Source organism: Campylobacter insulaenigrae NCTC 12927, assembly GCF_000816185.1.
In the GTDB taxonomy this organism is placed as follows: Bacteria; Campylobacterota; Campylobacteria; order Campylobacterales; family Campylobacteraceae; genus Campylobacter_D; species Campylobacter_D insulaenigrae.
On record NZ_CP007770.1, the window covers coordinates 169,483 to 187,543 of the forward strand.

21 protein-coding genes are annotated in these 18,061 nt (G+C 28.7%); 14 read left to right on the forward strand and 7 right to left on the reverse strand.

Features of this window, described 5'->3' with window-relative positions:
• The 6 genes from CINS_RS00965 to recO are packed head-to-tail and all read left to right on the forward strand — an operon-like array spanning position 1 to position 4,062.
• Positions 1-582, forward strand: coding sequence for an FKBP-type peptidyl-prolyl cis-trans isomerase (locus CINS_RS00965; protein WP_039649084.1), 582 nt, complete (start codon positions 1-3; stop codon positions 580-582).
• On the forward strand, positions 582-1,502 hold the full coding sequence (gene fabD, locus CINS_RS00970; RefSeq protein WP_039649085.1) for an ACP S-malonyltransferase: 921 nt from the start codon (positions 582-584) through the stop codon (positions 1,500-1,502). Before CINS_RS00965 ends, fabD begins: the two co-directional genes overlap by 1 nt.
• A complete protein-coding gene (locus CINS_RS00975) occupies positions 1,499-2,185 on the forward strand; it encodes a 5'-methylthioadenosine / S-adenosylhomocysteine nucleosidase / 6-amino-6-deoxyfutalosine hydrolase (protein WP_039649087.1) in 687 nt (228 codons plus the stop codon). Before fabD ends, CINS_RS00975 begins: the two co-directional genes overlap by 4 nt.
• Positions 2,185-2,943, forward strand: coding sequence for a PP-loop family protein (locus tag CINS_RS00980; RefSeq protein ID WP_039649089.1), 759 nt, complete (start codon positions 2,185-2,187; stop codon positions 2,941-2,943). Before CINS_RS00975 ends, CINS_RS00980 begins: the two co-directional genes overlap by 1 nt.
• On the forward strand, positions 2,936-3,448 hold the full coding sequence (locus CINS_RS00985; RefSeq protein ID WP_039649091.1) for a cysteine hydrolase family protein: 513 nt from the start codon (positions 2,936-2,938) through the stop codon (positions 3,446-3,448). Before CINS_RS00980 ends, CINS_RS00985 begins: the two co-directional genes overlap by 8 nt.
• Positions 3,448-4,062 carry a recombination protein RecO gene (gene recO, locus CINS_RS00990; RefSeq protein WP_039649093.1) on the forward strand — a complete coding sequence of 205 codons (615 nt, stop codon included), beginning with the start codon at positions 3,448-3,450 and terminating at the stop codon, positions 4,060-4,062. The genes CINS_RS00985 and recO overlap by 1 nt, the downstream gene beginning before the upstream one ends.
• Here recO and CINS_RS00995 read toward each other — a convergent pair.
• From CINS_RS00995 to bamA, 7 genes are read right to left on the reverse strand one after another with little or no spacing between them, the layout of a single operon-like run.
• A complete protein-coding gene (locus tag CINS_RS00995; protein ID WP_039649094.1) occupies positions 4,046-4,369 on the reverse strand; it encodes a hypothetical protein in 324 nt (107 codons plus the stop codon). The two genes, recO and CINS_RS00995, sit on opposite strands and share 17 nt — an antisense overlap.
• Positions 4,370-4,428: 59 nt before the next feature.
• Positions 4,429-5,355, reverse strand: a complete 927-nt coding sequence (locus tag CINS_RS01000) for a tRNA dihydrouridine synthase (protein ID WP_039649096.1) — start codon at positions 5,353-5,355, stop codon at positions 4,429-4,431.
• The gene (locus CINS_RS01005) at positions 5,352-6,335 is read right to left on the reverse strand and encodes a hypothetical protein (protein ID WP_039649097.1); all 984 of its coding nucleotides are present in this window, start codon (positions 6,333-6,335) and stop codon (positions 5,352-5,354) included. The genes CINS_RS01000 and CINS_RS01005 overlap by 4 nt, the downstream gene beginning before the upstream one ends.
• Positions 6,332-6,688 (reverse strand): RNA polymerase-binding protein DksA, encoded by a 357-nt coding sequence (gene dksA, locus CINS_RS01010; RefSeq protein ID WP_039649099.1) that lies wholly within the window; start codon positions 6,686-6,688, stop codon positions 6,332-6,334. Before dksA ends, CINS_RS01005 begins: the two co-directional genes overlap by 4 nt.
• 8 nt (positions 6,689-6,696) lie before the next feature.
• Positions 6,697-7,152 carry a 23S rRNA (pseudouridine(1915)-N(3))-methyltransferase RlmH gene (locus tag CINS_RS01015; protein ID WP_039649101.1) on the reverse strand — a complete coding sequence of 152 codons (456 nt, stop codon included), beginning with the start codon at positions 7,150-7,152 and terminating at the stop codon, positions 6,697-6,699.
• A gap of 3 nt (positions 7,153-7,155) precedes the next feature.
• Positions 7,156-7,998, reverse strand: a complete 843-nt coding sequence (accD, locus tag CINS_RS01020) for an acetyl-CoA carboxylase, carboxyltransferase subunit beta (RefSeq protein WP_039649103.1) — start codon at positions 7,996-7,998, stop codon at positions 7,156-7,158.
• Between the two features lie 37 nt (positions 7,999-8,035).
• Positions 8,036-10,252 (reverse strand): outer membrane protein assembly factor BamA, encoded by a 2,217-nt coding sequence (bamA, locus tag CINS_RS01025; RefSeq protein ID WP_039649104.1) that lies wholly within the window; start codon positions 10,250-10,252, stop codon positions 8,036-8,038.
• A gap of 78 nt (positions 10,253-10,330) precedes the next feature.
• On the opposite strand from bamA, the gene CINS_RS01030 reads away from it, so the two are divergent.
• The 8 genes from CINS_RS01030 to rbfA all read left to right on the forward strand — a co-directional run bounded on the left by CINS_RS01030 (position 10,331) and on the right by rbfA (position 18,061).
• Positions 10,331-11,158 (forward strand): chorismate mutase / prephenate dehydrogenase, encoded by an 828-nt coding sequence (locus CINS_RS01030; protein WP_039649106.1) that lies wholly within the window; start codon positions 10,331-10,333, stop codon positions 11,156-11,158.
• Between the two features lie 78 nt (positions 11,159-11,236).
• Complete coding sequence (pgp6, locus tag CINS_RS01035; protein WP_039649107.1) at positions 11,237-12,613, forward strand: peptidoglycan metallopeptidase Pgp6; 1,377 nt, start codon at positions 11,237-11,239, stop codon at positions 12,611-12,613.
• Position 12,614: 1 nt separating this feature from the next.
• Entirely contained in the window at positions 12,615-13,499 is an 885-nt protein-coding gene (lpxC, locus tag CINS_RS01040) for a UDP-3-O-acyl-N-acetylglucosamine deacetylase (protein ID WP_039649109.1), read from the forward strand.
• A gap of 41 nt (positions 13,500-13,540) precedes the next feature.
• Positions 13,541-13,948, forward strand: coding sequence for a glycoprotease (locus tag CINS_RS01045; protein ID WP_039651269.1), 408 nt, complete (start codon positions 13,541-13,543; stop codon positions 13,946-13,948).
• A 5-nt stretch (positions 13,949-13,953) separates the two neighbouring features.
• Positions 13,954-14,832 carry a homoserine kinase gene (gene thrB, locus CINS_RS01050; RefSeq protein WP_039649111.1) on the forward strand — a complete coding sequence of 293 codons (879 nt, stop codon included), beginning with the start codon at positions 13,954-13,956 and terminating at the stop codon, positions 14,830-14,832.
• Between the two features lie 25 nt (positions 14,833-14,857).
• Positions 14,858-15,121 (forward strand): YlxR family protein, encoded by a 264-nt coding sequence (locus tag CINS_RS01055; RefSeq protein WP_084593994.1) that lies wholly within the window; start codon positions 14,858-14,860, stop codon positions 15,119-15,121.
• Positions 15,102-17,714: a translation initiation factor IF-2 gene (infB, locus tag CINS_RS01060; protein ID WP_039649113.1), complete on the forward strand. Its 2,613-nt coding sequence runs from the start codon at positions 15,102-15,104 to the stop codon at positions 17,712-17,714. Before CINS_RS01055 ends, infB begins: the two co-directional genes overlap by 20 nt.
• Positions 17,711-18,061, forward strand: a complete 351-nt coding sequence (gene rbfA / locus CINS_RS01065; protein WP_039649115.1) for a 30S ribosome-binding factor RbfA — start codon at positions 17,711-17,713, stop codon at positions 18,059-18,061. The genes infB and rbfA overlap by 4 nt, the downstream gene beginning before the upstream one ends.

Sequence of the window (18,061 nt, forward strand, 5' to 3'; positions counted from 1 at the left end):
ATGGCTATAGAAAAAAATAGTGTGGTTTCTATGTTTTATGAATTAAAAGATGCAAACACAAATGAAGTTTTAGAATCAAATTTACATGCAGAACCTATATCTTTTATTTTAGGTAAAGGACAAATTTTAGAAGGTTTAGAGGAAGAAATTCAAAAATTAGATGCTCCTTGTAATAAAGATATTGTTATTAAGAAAGAAAAAGCATTGGGTGATTATGATGCTAATGCACTACAAACTCTACCGAAAGAACAATTTGCTGGGATTGATTTGCAAGTTGGTATGGAGCTTTTTGGAGAGGGTGAAGATGGAGCAACTGTTAGAGTTATAGTAAGAGAAATTGGTGATAATGAAGTAACTATTGATTATAATCATGCTTATGCTGGAAGAGATTTATTATTTTCTTTAAATATTGTTGATGTTAGAGCTGCAAGTGAAGATGAAATTTTAACAGGAATAATTGCGGGAAGTAAAAGTTGCGGTTGTGCTAGTAGAGGACATCATCATGATCATCACGATCATCATGGAGGCGGTGGTTGCTGCGGTGGCCATGGTCATGGCGGTGGTTGCTGCGGTGGCCATTAATGAATAGTGCATTTATTTTTCCAGGTCAAGGTTCTCAGAATTTTGGTATGGGCCTTAGTTTTTATGAAAATTCTAAAAAAGCTAAGGAATTACTTGATAATGCAAGTGATTTTTGTAAAATTAATTTTAAAGATTTATTATTTAAAGAAAATGATAAATTAAATCAAAGTGAATTTACTCAAATGGCAATAGTATTAAATTCGTTGATGGCGTATGAGGCTTTGAGAGAAAATATTTCTTTAGAAACTGCGAATGCTCTTGGTCACTCTTTGGGTGAATTTAGTGCTTTGGCTATTCAAGGAGCTTTTGATTTTTTAGATGCTATTTCTTTAGTAAATAAGCGTGGAATTTTTATGCAAGAAGATTGTTTAAAAATTGAAGCTGGTATGATGGTGGTTTTGGGACTTGAAGATAAATGTGTGGAAGACATCTGTCAAAAAGCACAACAAAATGGTGCGAAAGTATATGCAGCAAATTATAATTGTGAAGGACAGATTGTAATTGCAGGTTTAAAAGCTGATTTGATTTTGCTAGAAAAAGATTTTAAACAAGCTGGTGCTAAAAGAGTTATGCTTTTGAATATGAGTGTTGCAAGCCATTGTCCACTTTTGAAAGATGCTTCGGTAAAGTTATCTTATGAATTAGATAGTGTTTTAAATTCTAAATTTAATAATGTAATATCAAATGTTAATGCAAAGGCTTATAATGATAAAACACAAGCTTTACAATTATTAAGTGATCAACTAGTAAAACCGGTGCTTTACAAACAGAGCATACAAAATATAGACGATCAGATTGATTTTTATATAGAGTTTGGCGCCAATGTTTTAAAAGGTTTAAATAAAAAAATAAGCAGTAAGCAAACTTATAGTATTAGTAAAATAGAAGATATAGATGAAGTATTGAGGATTTTAAAATGAAAATTGCAATTTTAGGGGCTATGCCAGAGGAAATTACGCCTTTATTGGAAACATTAAAAGAATACGAGCAAATTGATTATGCAAATAATACTTATTATTTAGCACAATATAAAAACCATGAATTAGTGATTGCTTATTCAAAAATAGGAAAAGTAAACTCAACTCTTAGTGCAACAATATTAATAGAAAAATTCAAAGCTGAGATTGTGCTTTTTACGGGTGTTGCAGGTGCTTTTAATCCTAATTTAGAAATAGGTGATTTAATTTATGCTACAAAATTAGTTCAGTATGATTTAGATATTACAGCATTTGGCCATCCTTTAGGTTTTGTTCCTGGTAATGAAATTTTTGTAAAAACGGATGACAAATTAAATGCTCTAGCTTTAAAAGTGGCAAATGAATTGGAAATTAAAATTCAAGCAGGCATTATAGCAACTGGAGATGAATTTATTTGTGATGAAAATAAAAAGACTAAAATAAGAGAAATTTTTAATGCAGATGCGTGTGAAATGGAAGGAGCTAGTGTGGCTTTAGTTTGCGATGCTTTGAAAATTCCTTGTCTTATACTAAGATCTATGAGTGATAAAGCTGGAGAGAAAGCGGAATTTGATTTTGACGAATTTGTGGAAAAATCAGCAAAGATTTCGGCAAATTTTGTTTTGAAGATATGCGATAAATTATAATGATAAATCTTAGTAAGAAACTTATTAGAGAGGTAGCAAAAGCTAATGCTAAATTTTCTCTTATAGAGAATAATGATAAAGTTTTGTTAGGTTTGAGTGGAGGTAAAGATTCTTTAGCTTTAGCTCATCTTTTAAATCGTATGCAAAAACATGCTCCTTTTAAGTTTGAGCTGAAGGCTGTAACATTGAGTTATGGAATGGGTGAAGATTATACAAATCTTCATCAACATTGTGAAGATTATGGCATTGATCATGAAGTTATTGACTCAAATATTTATGAAATTTCTGGTGATACTATAAGAAAAAATTCAAGTTTTTGTAGTTATTTTTCGCGAATGAGACGAGGGGCTTTATATACTTATGCTTTAGATCAAGGATACAATAAACTTGCTATTGCGCATCATTTAGATGATGCTGTGGAAAGTTTTTTTATGAATTTTATATATAATGGTTCATTAAGAAGTTTAGCGCCAAAATATAAAAGTCAAAGAGGGATAGAAGTAATAAGGCCTTTAATTTTTGTGAGAGAAAGACAACTTAGAGAAAATGCTATTAATAATGCTTTAGAAGTAATAGGAAATGAATTTTGTCCTGGTATGAAGCTTAGTGAAAGAAATATCAAATTTCCACATGCTAGAGAAGAGGCAAAACAGCTTTTAGCAAATTTAGAAAAAGAAAATCCAAAGTTGTTTACTAGTTTAAAAACCGCTTTTAGTAATATCCATACAAATAGTTTTTTTTGTACTCAAAATGCCTAAACTTTTAGTTGTAGTAGATTATCAAAACGATTTTATAGATGGTAGCTTAGGATTCAAACAAGCTATTGGAATTAAAGATAATATAATTTCTCTTTTAAAAAATCATCAAGGGGATATTGTCTTTACTTTTGATACTCACGAACAAAATTACTTATCGACTAAAGAAGGTGAAAATATTCCTGTCTTACATTGTATAAAAAATACTTCTGGTTGGTCGATGCCTCAGGAATTTGATTATTATCTAAAACAATCAAAAAGAATTTTTTATAAAAATTCTTTTGGTAGCTTAGAATTTGCTAATTTTTTAAAAGATAATTTTTATGATTGTATAGAATTTTGTGGTTTAGTTTCTCACATATGTGTATTTAGTAATATTATTTTAGCACAAAGTGCTAGTTGTAATTCTGAAATAATTTTACATAAAGACGCTAGTGCTAGTTTTGATGAAAAATTAGAGCAAAGTTCTTTTGATATTTTAAGGGCTTACGGTGTGAAAATTGTTTAATGCAAGGTTATATTTTACACACTCAGAGTGTAAAAGATGAAGATTTAATCGTCTATATACTCAGTCCTGTGCAAGTGATTAAATCATTCCGTTTTTATGGAATGAGACATTCAAATATTTTAAGTGGCTATAAGATAGATTTTGAGCTAGAAGAAAATTCAAGATTTTTGCCACGTTTAAAAGATGTAATGCATATTGGTTTTTCTTGGATTTTAGATAGAGAAAAAATGATTTTTTGGCAAGAATTTATAAAGCTTTTTTATTGGCATTTAAAAGATGTTGAGAAAATAGACTTATTTTATTATGAGCTTTTAGATGAGTGTGCTAAACGTTTTGAAAAGCAAGATTGTAAAAGAGTTATCGTAGATGCGTATTTAAAAATTTTAAATTATGAAGGGCGTTTACATGAAGATTTTACATGCTTTGCTTGTGATGAAAGTATAACGCAAAATATTGTATTAGTCAGAGCGTTTCTTCCAGCACATATAAAATGTATTTTTGGGTGTAAGTTTACATGTGAAGAAATCTATGATTTTTATAAAAGAAAGAATTCATCGCATTTAAGCGATGAAAGTATTGATAAATTATATAAAATTATCAAAGAGGGATTTTAAGAGTAATATCATACATCATGATAGCTTCTTGTCTTAATTTCGCGATAATCTTGAAATTATTATTATGTGTGGTGTTTTTTAAGAGATTTTCTTTGGTATTTTCGATATTTTTTAATAATGTATTTAATTGTATTTGAGAATTTTTAATACAAGAATGGATACATTTTGGCTTTTGACTTTGCAAAATTTGTTCAAAATTTAAAGTTTGATTACTAAGTTTTGAAGCATGTGCAGCAAAATTGTTGGCACTAGTTCTAATGCTACCTATTGTTTTGTGAATTCCCTTTGAATTAATATGAGCTCCCATTTAACTTTCCTTGTTTATGGTATCTCTTCATATATTGCTTATAAAATAATAAGCAAAAATTATTCCTTATTAAAAAAATCTTCTATATATTTTTTCATTTCCTTAGCATTATTTATGCGATTAACTTGGTCTCTAAAATTTGAAGCATCATCATATCCTTTAGAATATTCATGCAAGTGCTTTCTAAAAATACTTACCCCTTGTTCTTTGTAATGTTTTAACATTTCGTCAAAATGGGTAAAAATGATTTTATTTTTTGTTTGTTTGTCTATTTTTTTATTTTGTTTGATTTCATAAAAAATCCAAGGATTTCCTATGCTTGCTCTACCTATCATCAAAGCATCACAATTTGTTTTATCGAAAACTTCTTTTGCATTTATCGCGCTGATATCTCCATTAGCTATCAAAGGAATTTGGATACTTTTTTTAGCTAAAGCTATGGCTTCATAGTCTGAATTTCCACTATACATTTGTTTTCTTGTACGTCCATGCATACTGATAAAATCTACTCCAGCATTTTCACAAGCTTTTGCGATTTCAATTGGATCTTTTTTGTCGTATCCAATTCTAACTTTTACACTTGTAATTCTTTTTTTGCTTGTTTTTTTGATAAGTTCTAAAATTCTTTGCAGTTTATCAAGTTCTAATAAAAGAGCACTTCCAGCACTTTGCTTAATAACTTTATTGACGGGACATCCACAGTTAAAATCAATTCCATCTATAAAGTCAAATTTGTTTAAAATTTCAACTGCTTTTTTTATAATTTCCTCATCAGATCCAGCAATTTGCACTATATAAGGATTTTCAAGTTCAGCTTTTTCAAGCATTTTTAAAGTTTTTTCACTTTCATAAACTAAAGCATTAGAGCTTATCATTTCGCTAATAGTAACATCAGCACCAAATTGTTTAACTAAATTTCTCAAAGGCAGATCAGAAAATCCAGCCATAGGTGCTAAAAATAAAGGTTTTTTACTAAAATCAATCATTGGATCAGCACATCTAAGTTAAATTTTTTGCCATGTTCTTTTAAAAATAATACAAGTTGGAAATCTTTAAATTCTTGTTGGTTGTTTCCTAGCTGATTTAGTAATTCATCAAACATTCCAAATTCAGCAAGTGTATAATAATAAGCTCTTTTAACTTTTATATTATTATCTTGTAGTTTTTTGAATAAAGCTATGAGATTTTGAGGTTCTATTTTTTTACTAAGCATTTTAGCAATTTGCAAAAATATTGTTTCATCAAAATCATTCATACTAAGTAATACTTCTATTTCAGAGAGAGAAAGTTCTAAATTTTGCATTTCATAGCGTTTAAATAAAGATAAAATATCTTCTTGAGATTTTTTTATTTTAAGATTTTTTATTTTTTCGTACGATGAATTTTGTAAAATTTCTTTATAAGCAAATAATTCTAAATCATTATTTAAATCTTTTTTATTTTTAATCAATGAATAGGCATAATCATTATCTTGAATACAATGATTTTTTTCATTCAATATAGTGATTTCATTTTCAAAATCTAATTTATATTTTTTAAGGTCTACAAAATTTCCTTCATTAACATCTTGTAAAATATCTAATATATGATCTATTTTTTCATTTTGCGTTTTTTCTTTAAATACCAAAGAATGAGTAAGTTTTTCTATATCTTGGAATTCTTGAGTTTTAAATTTGATTTTAGTCCTTTTTTTTAATAATAAATTCTCAATTAAATTTTCATAATTTTTACTATCTTTAATAAGATTTTTAAATTGTAAATGCTTTAAAAAACCGTAAAAACTCATATGCAAAAGTGCTAATAACATTAAAATAAAAGCAGGAAGAATAATCCACAAACTAATAGGAAGATTTAAACTAAATGTAAAAATATTGAAAATGTAGTTTCCTAATTCTAGGTTATAGACCAAAGCTGCAATAATCAAAAGATAAATTAAACTTGCAAAGAAAAATAATCTTATTTTCATATTTCTTTCCTTTTCTCTAAATTTTTACGACAATTAATACAATATTTTGCGTGAGGTTTGATTTTTAATCTTTCTAAGTGAATTATTTCCTCGCAATATTCACAAATTCCATAGGTATTATTTTTTATTTTGTTTAATGAAATTTTAATTTCATCTAATTCTTTTTTTAAATTTTCATTTATTTTAAAATCAATATGTGAACTATTGGAAATTTGTTGCATGTCTACTTCATCTCGCGGTTCGCTATTGTGAAGATTGCAAATATTTGCTGTGTTACCTTGAAGTTCTTGTAAAATTTCTTTTTGTCTTGTTTCTAAAATATATTGAAAATCTTTTAAGTTGAATTCTTGCATAGATATTCCTATTTGTGATATGGATGATTGGTATTAATACAAAATGCACGATAAATTTGTTCTAAAAGCATTGTTTTTGCAAATTTATGAGCCATTGTCATTTTACTAAGCGCAATACTTTGTTGCATTTGATCTATAAAATTTTTGTCAAAACCATATGCACCACCGATAAAAAAAGAGATTTCATTTTTATCTTGTAAAAATGATGCAAATTCAATACTTGTAAACTCCTGACCTCTTTCGTCTAAAGCGACACAAAAACCTTTTTTGTAAGGAAGCAATGCTTGGGTGTAGGCTTTTTTTGCTTCATTTGTATTAATATTTTGTGCATTTGCTATTTTTTTATTAAAAATACTTATATCATTAAAATTAGCAAATTTTTTTATTAACTTACAATAGTATTCATCAAGCTTTGAGAATTCATCGTTATTATTTTTTTGAATACTAATAAGATTAATTTGCATCGTTTAATTTTTAGAAAAAAATCTTAAAAAATCTGCAATAAATTTCTTATGATCGTTTCTTTCTACAATAGCATCAATTAGACCATGTTCTAATAAAAATTCAGCCCTTTGAAAGCCTTCAGGTAGATCAGCTCCTATGGTTTGCTTTATAACTCTTGCTCCAGCAAAACCTACCAAAGCACCAGGTTCGGCTATAATGATATCTCCAAGCCATGCAAAAGAAGCACTAACTCCACCCATAGTAGGATCAGTAAGAACCGAAATATAAGGCAATTTTTCTTCTGCTAAAAGCTTTAATGCAGCACTTGTTTTACTCATTTGCATTAAAGAATAAGTGCTTTCTTGCATTCTAGCTCCACCAGAAGCACTTATAATAACAACAGGATTTTTTTTCTCTATGGCTCTTTCTATGGCTCTTAAAATTTTTTCACCTTCAACAGATCCTAGACTCCCTCCCATAAAAGAAAAATCAAATACAACAAGTTGAGTGTCAATTCCATCGATTTTACATTCACCGCTTATAATAGCACTATTTTTACCTGTTTTTTCTTCATTTTCAGCTAATCGTTTTTTATAAGATTTGCTATCTACAAATTTTAACGGATCTACAGCGTGCAAATCTTTATCCATTTCTATAAAAGTACCCTCATCACAAAGCAAATCTATACGTTTAAGCGGAGAAAGTCTCATATGAAAATTACATTTAGGACAAACATTATAAGAAGTTTCTATTTCTTTATAATACATTAAGGCATGGCAGGAGTTGCACTTTATCCAGTGGTTAGGTGCTTCATTTGGAGCTGCCTGCTTACGTCTTATGCTAGAAAAAATATCTAAAAAATTCATTATCTCTACCTAAAATAAAATTTCACAATTATAACAATTAAAATCTTGCACCAAGCATAAATTCAAATTTACTTAAATCATCACTAGGTTTTGTATTAAATGGTTTGGCAAAAACTAAATTTAGAGCCCCTAAAGGAGTTATCCATTCAAAACCAAGACCAGTGCTCCATCTTTGAATTTGAGTGAGCGAATGTTCTCCTATTGTGCCATAGTCAACAAATACACTTCCTCTAAGTTTAATTCTATCAAATATTGGGAAGCTAAGTTCTGCAGAATTTGCAAACGCTACAGTCCCTCCTGTTTCATCCCCCCATTCGTTTTTAGGACTTACGCTTCTTCTATCAAAACCTCTAATAGTCCCTATACCACCAAGATATACTCTTTCATTAATAGGTAAATATCCTTGATCCCATACTTTATAAAAACTTGCTTTGTAGCGATAAATTAAATCCCAACCAATATAATCTTCTAATCCCCTGTAATAATTGAATTTTGTGGTGGAATTAATAAATTGTTGATCTCCTCCAATTCCTGCATATTCTAAGGCAGTAGAGGCTATAATTCCTGAACGTGGAAGGTAATAATCATCTGTATTGTTAAACACTATAGATGGAGTAAGAGAGCTTTTATAAGATTTACCTAATTTATAACCTTGTTTAATCAACCTGTCGCTTAATTTATAAATGTCACTTTGCTCAAGATTATAAGATAAATCTACATTAGTATATCTTCCTAAAGATCTACCTAAGCTAATTTCAAAACCATAATTTCTTTCATCATAGCTATTCCATTCGAATCGATCTGAATATAAAGATCCTCCAAGTGAATAATCACTATCATTTAATCTAGGATTTTTCAAAGAAACTCTTCCTGATAAGGTATCATCTCCTTTATCAATATTTACACTACCTTTCATACCAGAACCTAGAATATTTGCATCTGAAAGTGAAGCACTAAGTAAAATTCCATCACTAGTGCCATAACCTATGCCACCTGAAATAGCACCAGTTGATGCTTCTTTAACTTCAACTATTAAATCAACATGTGTATCATCAATTCTTTGCTCTTTAATATCAACATTATCAAAATATGCTGTTCTTCTTAGTGCGTTTTTTGAATCAATCAAGTCTGTTCTATTATAAAGATTTCCCTCGGTCAAATAAAGTTCTCTACGTATTACCCTATCAACAGTTTTGGTATTACCTGAAATTTCAACATTTCTTACATACACTTTTTCATTTGGAATTACTTTAAAAAGTATAACAGCTTTGTGATTTTCTTTATCTTTTTGTATATCAGGAATCACTTGAACAAAAGCATAACCTAAATCAGCAGTTTTTGTTTCTATTGTTTTGATATCTTTTCTTAATTTTTCTATATTGACCTTTTTTCCTATGGTGAGTTCAAGATCGTGAGCTAGTTCGTTATTTTCTTCATCGCTAAATATAGGATTAAAAATTTTAATATCTTTTACTTTATAAATTTCACCTTCATTTATGAAATAAGTTAAATCAGCTTGATAGGTATCTGTATAAGTTTTTAAAAATGCTGAGGAAACACTAACATCTAAATAACCTTCTTTTAGATATACATCAGAAATTCTTGAACTATCATTTTCTAAATCAAAAATTTTAAGTTTACCATCATTAAATCCCCACATCCAACCAAAAGGCTCCTTTTGTTTATTAGCTATTGCTGGTTCTATGTCAGAATAATCTAATTTCTTAGCACCACTAAGGTAAACATTTTCTATAATGATATTTTCACCGCGATTAACTATAAAGGTTATTTTTAAAGCATTAGAATTACTTAATTTTTCGTTTTTGACTTCAACTACTGTGTCATAAAAGCCTTTAGCTTGATAAAAAAGTTTTATCTTTTCTATAGACTCTTTAATGGAATTTTCATCATATAAAAGTCCAGGTCTTAAACCTACAAGTGCTTCCATTTGTTTTCTATCATTACTTGCAATACCTTGAATATCTATCTTTCCAATAGATGGCTTTTCTACCACTTTAAATAGGATTATTCCATTTTTTTCTTCTACTAATATATCTTTAAAATAATTTCTACTGAAAAGATTTTTAATTGCTGTATTGATATTTTCAACATCAATTTTCTGTCCAATTTTTAATTTAGAAATTTCTATAGCACTTTCTTTAGAAAGTTGAGATAAGCCTTCAAATTTGATTTCTTTGATTGTTGATGCACAAAGTGAACTTGATAACGCAAAAAATATAATCCATCGTTTCATTAAATTTACCTAAAAATTTGATACAAAAATCGTTATAATACCAAAATATTTTTAATCAATAGTTTTGAAGGCAAAAATATGGACGTAGGTATAGTTGGACTTGGTTTAATGGGCGGTTCTTTAGGTCTTAGTTTAAGAGAAAACAAAATGATTGATATGGTATATGGATACGATATCAATAAAGATTTTGAAAAAATAGCAGCAGAAAAAAAATTGGTAGATAAGATAGTAAACTTTGAACAAATTAAACGTTGCGATGTGATTGTTTTAGCTGTACCTGTAAATGCAATTATTGAAATTTTAAAAGATTTAGAAGATACTTCGCAAGATTGTACTATTATCGAGCTTGGAAGTACAAAAGAAGAAATTAGTAAACACTTAACTTCTAAATTAAAACAACATTTTATAGCAGCTCATCCTATGGCTGGAACTGAAAATAGTGGACCAAATGCAGCAATTAGAGATTTATATAAAAATGCAGTTTGTATACTTTGTGATACTCAAAATGCTGCTCATTTGCATCAAAAACGGGCCATAGAGATTTTTTCTGATTTAGGTATGAAAATTATTTTTATGGATAGTCTATCTCATGATCATCATACAGCTATTATTTCGCACTTGCCTCACGTTATAAGTTTTTCTTTGGCAAATTTTGTCATGAAAGAAGAAAATAAAAAAAATATAACTCATCTTGGAGGTCCTTCTTTTAAAGATATGTGTAGAATAGCTAAATCTAATCCAAAAATGTGGAGTGGTATTTTTCAGCAAAATAAACAAAATTTGTTAAATTCCATAGAAATGTTTCAAAAAGAGTTACAAGAATGTAAGAAAATGATAGAAAAAAGTGATGTCAATGAGCTTGAAGCTTGGATAAAAGATGCAAATAAATTAAGAGAAATTTTATAATTTTATTTAGTTAATTTACTCTTAATTTGCTATAGAATCATATTATTAATATAAAAATTATGAATTTTGAAGGTTAAGATGGTTTTTGCTCGTAAAAAGTCTAATAAAAAATGGTTTTTTTTAGTATTTTTAATTTTGGTTGCAATAGTGGCATTTGTTTTGAATACGAGTTGGTTTGAAAGAGGTGTTCCTAATATACAAACTAAGTCAGAAATTATATATAGCAATCTCAATAATCCAATTTCTATAGAGATAGATGATAAGATACCATTAAAAAATATTAAGGTAGTTTTGTTTAAGAATAATGATTTAGATGGTCAAATTTTAGTAAATGAAAATGTTAAAGGTTCAAAACGCAATGTTAAATTTGATTTAAAATTACCAAAATTAGCTTATAAAGAAAAAGTAGATTCTTTTAAACTTTTAATCGAAGCTAGTGATAATAGTTTATGGAATTTTTTTCTAGGAAATACAGCTTATAAAGAGATAAAAATTATTGTAGATACTAAAAATCCTTATGTGGAGATTTTAGATAATTCTTATCAAATAGAACAAGGTGGAGTTGGAAGTGTCGTATTTAAAGCAAATGATGAAAATTTAGAAAGCGTTTATATAGTAACTGATAAAGATAAGATTTTTAAGGCAACTCCTTTTGTTAAAGAAGGATATTATGCAGCTTTAATTGCTTGGGATGCTAAAGATGAAAATTTTAGAGCTTACGTCGTGGCAGAGGATAAAGCAGGTAATATTAATAAACAAAGAATAAAATATTATTTTGCAAATCGTAAATATCGTGTATCTAATATAAAATTAAATGATAATTTTATAGATGGTAAGATTGATGTATTAGCTCAAAATTATGCTCCACAAGATAAGGAATTAAACAGACTTGAAAAATTTAAATTTGTAAATGAAGACTTAAGAAATTCAAATGAAGAACTTATACACGAAATTACAAGTAAAGTTCCTGATACTATTCTTAATAATTTCAAAATAAATCTTTTTATACCTTTAAAAAACGGTCAAAAGGTTGCAGATTTTGCTGATCATAGATTTTATTCTTATAATGATCAAACATTTAGCAGTTCTTATCATATGGGACTTGATATAGCAAGTGTAAAAGAAGCTCCTATTATGAGCAATAATGCAGGAGATGTTGTTTTTGCTCAAGAAAATGGGATTTATGGTTTAAATATTATAATTTATCATGGTTTTGGAATTTATACTCTTTATGGCCATTGTACTAGTATAAATGTAAATGTAGGTGATAAGGTAAAAGCTGGCGAGGTTATAGGAACTACTGGAACTACGGGATTAGCACTTGGCGATCATTTGCATTTTGGTGTTTTAATTCAAGGGGTTGAGGTGCGTCCTGAGCAGTGGCAAGATGCAAAATGGATAAAAGAAAATATTTATAATATTTTAGATACAAGTAAGAAAAAAATAAGTGGATAATATGAATCAAACAACTATAGCAAAAGTAGTCAAAGGTGTGGGTATAGGGTTGCATAAAGGTGAGCCAATTAGCATACAATTAGAACCGCTAGATGCAAATAGTGGTATAGTTTTTTATAGAAGTGATCTTGGAATTTCATATGAAGCTAAACCAGAAAATGTAATTGATACAAAAATGGCTACTGTCATTGGAGATCATAGAGGTTATGTTTCAACTATAGAGCATTTAATGAGCGCTATTAATGCTTATGGTATTGATAATGTTCGTATTGTACTTGATGCTAATGAAGCACCAGTTATGGATGGTAGCAGTATAGGCTTTTGTATGATGCTTGATGAAGCAGGTTTAAAAGAGCTTGATGAGGTAAAAAAAATTTTAGTTGTTAAAAAAACAATAGAAGTACAAGAAGGAAATAAATTTGTCCGCTTGACTCCTACTGATATGCCAGTTATTAATTATACTATAGAATTTGATAATCCTATTATTGGTAAGCAAAATTATTATTTTGAATTTAGCAAGCAAAATTATATTGAACAAATAGCAAGAGCAAGGACTTTTGGATTTTTAAAAGATGTGCAAGCTTTAAGAGCTTTAAATTTAGGACTTGGTGGAAGTTTGGAAAATGCTGTTGTGATCGATGATAATCGTATTTTAAACCCTGAAGGATTACGTTTTAAAGATGAATTTGTTCGTCATAAAATTTTAGATGCCATCGGAGATTTAACTTTGCTAGGATATAGAGTATTTGGTGATTATGTATCTTATGCAGGTTCTCATAGATTAAATCATCTTTTAACTAAAGAATTATTGAAAGATGCCAGTGCATATGAAATAGTCAATTTAGAAAAAAGTAGTTATAAAATTTATGAAAAGGTTTTTGCATAAAAAGGGTAGCATTGCTTCTAAATGCCATTTCTAAACCTTTAATGTTAGGTGTTTATGAAAAAGGTGTATTAATAGAAATGATTGATAGTCATTTGAAAATAAGTGAAATACTGCCACAAATTTTGCAAGATTTACTTAGAAAATATGAATTTGAAAAGCTTATTTATGCTAATGGGCCAGGATCTTACATGGGTATAAAAATTAGCTATATTTCTTTGCAAACTTTAGCTATAGTAAAAAATATACCTTTACTAGCAATCAATGCTTTTGAATTAAATGGCAATCAACCTATTCCAGCTAATAAACATTTTTGTTTTGTTAAAGATAAAGATGAAAAAATTATTCTACAAAAAACCCAAAGTGGTGATTTTTTTATGCCAAAGACTTTGCAAAATTTGAATTTTAGTAATGATAATACACCTTTATATGTTTTAGAAGCGGTTAATTAGTTTAGATGAAAATTTTAGTTCCTGCCACTAGTGCAAATTTAGGACCAGGTTTTGATTGTTTAGGTTTGAGTTTAAAATATTTTAATCAAACTATAATAGAAAAATCAAATTTATTTAGCATTAGTATTTATGGAGAAGGTTCGAAAAATATTTATCTTAAAAAAAATAATGTTTTTGTAAATATTTTTAATGAAATTTATCAAAAATTAAATGGGAAAAAGCAAAATTTTAGATTTATTTTTCATAATAATATCCCTTTATCTAGAGGTATGGGGAGTTCTTCTGCTGTAATAGTTGCAGCCATTGCTTGTGCTTATGAATTAAGTGGTTTTAAGATAGATAAAGATAACATATTAAATGAAGCATTGAAATTTGAAAACCATCCTGATAATATAGCTCCGGCAGTTCTTGGGGGTTTTGTGTGTTCTATGGTTCATAATGAAAAAGTTTTGGCCATCAAGAAGAAAATAGATGAAAATTTAAGAGCGATCATTACTATACCTAATGTTTCTATGAATACGCAAAAATCTAGATCGGTTTTAGCTAAAAAAATTAATTTTAACGAAGGTGTTTTTAATATTTGCCATTCTTCGTTTTTGACTGCTTGTTTTTTGGAAAAAAAGTATGATCTTTTAAAATATGCAAGTTTAGATAAACTTCATCAAGAACAAAGAATGAAAAATTTACCTGAATTATTTCAAGTGCAAAAAATTTCTCTAGAAAATAACGCTCTTATGAGTACACTTTCAGGTTCTGGTTCAAGTTTTTTTACTTTAGCTTATGAAGAAGATGCAAAAAATATTCAAGTAAAACTTAAAAATAAATTTAATAAATTTAGAGTAGAGCTTTTAGATTTTGATGATAAAGGCTTTAAATTTTGCTAAAAATTTCAAAAAAAAAGATATAATTTTGAAAAATCATATACCCATTAGAATGTGCATTGTATGTAAAGGTCGTTTCGAAAAACAAAATTTATATCAATTTCAAATCCGTAATTCTCAAATTGTTACAAAGATAGAATTTGGAAGAAGCTTGTATATTTGTGATTTATGTTTAAATAAAGACGATAAAACTTTGCATAAAGCCTTTATGAGAGTTAGTAAAGGTAATTTTAATGGAAATATAAAGCAGGATTTAAAGGAGATGTTTTTTAATGGCAGATGTAAAGATTAGTGAAATAGCTCAAGAATTAGGATATACGAGTAAAGAGATTATCGAAAAAGCTAATGAAATGGGTTTAGAAGATATAAAATCGCCTAATAAAAAGGTATCTTCTGAGATAGCGGTAGCAATATATGAATTCGTTCAATCAGGAAAAATTTTAGATGTAGTAAAAAAACTGCAAAAGCCAAAGAAAGAAACTACAGTAAAAAAGACTAGTAAAAAAGAAGAATCAAAAAAAGATGAGAAAAAAACTAGCAAAAAAGAGTTAAAAAGCACTAAAACTCTTGAAGAAAAAAAAGATGAAAAATCTATGCAAATTCCAAATCCTATAAAAGAAGAAATTACTCAAAAAGAAAAAGAAGAAATAAAGTTAGAGGAAAAATTGGGTTCAAATTTAAATTTAGCCAAAAGAAGAGGTTTAGTTATAGTCAAAAAGAAAAAAGAAGAAGTTAAAGAAAATTTAAATGAAAAAGAAGATAAACCAACTCAAAATCTTCAAGGGTTAAGTTTGAGTATGATTTTTTCAAATTCAGATGAAAATTTAAAAAGAAAGAAAAAAGAAAAGAAAAGTCATCCTGTAGCAAGTAAAAAAGAAAATACAACTAAAATGGATCTTTTGGGTGATAAAGATTTTGCAGATATTTCTTTAGATGATGAAGATGAGGTTGTGTTACCTGATTTTAGTACGCAAGAGCAACAAAAGCCAGTTTTAAATAAAAAACAACCTAATGTTTTAAGACAATCGCTAAATAACTCAATTAATCCTTTTGGAGAAGGTGGTATTCAAAGACGAAGCCGTAAAAAACCTCCTAAAAAAGTAGAAAAGAAAGAAAATGAAGTAATTACAAATGTTAGCATTCCTAAAGAAATTCGTGTATATGAATTTGCTGACAAAATAGGAAAAAATACCGGAGAAATTATTTCTAAACTTTTTATGTTAGGTATGATGACAACTAAAAATGATTTTTTAGATGAAGATGCTATAGAAATTTTAGCAGATGAATTTGGTATAGAAATTAATATTATTGATGAAGCTAATGAATTTGATTATGTAAAAAATTATGATGATAGTCAAACTCAAGAAAATTTAGCCCATAGAGCACCGGTTATAACTATAATGGGTCATGTTGATCACGGTAAGACTTCTTTGTTAGATTTTATAAGAAAATCACGTATTGCAAGTGGTGAAGCAGGTGGAATTACTCAACATGTAGGTGCTTATATGGTTGAAAAAAATGGTAAAAAAATTACCTTTATTGATACCCCAGGTCACGAAGCTTTTACAGCTATGCGCGCAAGAGGTGCTAGTATTACTGATATTGTTATAATTGTTGTTGCAGCTGATGATGGTGTAAAACCGCAAACCAAAGAAGCTATTAATCACGCAAAAGCTGCAAATGTACCTATTATCGTAGCTATCAATAAAATGGATAAAGAAAATGCTAATCCTGATATGGTAAAAACACAGCTTGCTGAAATGGAAATTATGCCTGTTGAATGGGGTGGTTCTTATGAATTCGTACCAGTTTCTGCTAAGAAAGGTGATGGTATTGAAGATTTGCTTGAAATAGTGCTATTGCAAGCTGATTTATTGGAATTACAAGCCAATCCAAAAACTTTCGCAAAAGCGAGTGTTATAGAATCTTCTGTACAAAAAGGAAGAGGGCCGGTAGCAACTATTATTGTTCAAAATGGAACTTTAAAAGTAGGTGATACTATCGTAGCTGGAGAAGCTTATGGTAAAGTACGTGCGATGAGTGATGATCAAGGTAAGGCATTAAAAAAAATTGGCCCTGGAGAGTGCGGGGTGATTATAGGTCTTAGCGAAGTAGCAGATGCGGGAGAAACTTTAATCGCAGTAGAAAGTGATAAGCAAGCAAGAGAATATGCTAATAAGCGCCATGAATACAATCGTCAAAAAGAATTAAGCAAATCTACTAAAGTAAGTATAGATGAACTTGGTGCTAAAATTAAAGAAGGTAATCTTAAAGCATTGCCAGTTATTTTAAAAGCTGATGTACAAGGATCGCTTGAAGCATTAAAAGCAAGTTTGGAAAAATTAACTAATGATGAAATTAAAGTAAATATTATACATAGCGGAGTTGGTGGTATTACACAAAGCGATATAGAATTGGCTAGTGCTAGTGAAAATTCTATAGTTCTTGGATTTAATATTCGTCCAACAGGTGAGATTAAAGAAAGAGCTAAAGATAAAGGTGTTGAGATTAAAACTTATAATGTTATTTATAATTTACTTGATGATGTAAAAGCTTTACTTGGCGGTATGATGAGTCCTGTTATTTCTGAAGAGCAACTTGGACAAGCTCAAATTCGTCAAGTAATTAATGTGCCAAAATTAGGTCAAATAGCAGGATGTATGGTAACTGAAGGTGTGATTAACCGTGGTGCTAAGATTAGACTTATAAGAGAAGGTGTTGTTGTTTTTGAAGGAAATATAAGTTCGTTAAAACGCTTTAAAGATGATGTTAAAGAAGTAGCAAAAGGCTATGAATGTGGTGTTGGTATCGAAGGATGTAATGATATGAGAGAGGGCGATTATATAGAAAGTTATAAAAAAGTTGAGGAAAAAGTGAGTTTATGAATCCAAATGAAATTAAAAAATTACGCACAGAGAGTATTTTAAAAGAACTTATTCCTGAAGCTTTATCTAATTTAGATGATGAAAATTTGAGAAATTTGTGTGTGGTAGATGTTGAGTGCAAAAAAGGTCGCTATGATGCTTTTGTGTATCTTGATAAAATGTTTTTTAATATCCAAGAACAAGAGAGAATTCTAAATAAGCTTAAAAAAGCTTCTCATACTTTGCAAAATTATTGTATGAGCGAACAAGGTTGGTATAGATGTCCTAATTTCCATTTTAAATTTGATGATAGGTTAGAATATCAAAATCATATGGATGCCTTGTTTGAAAAAATAAAAAAGGGATAA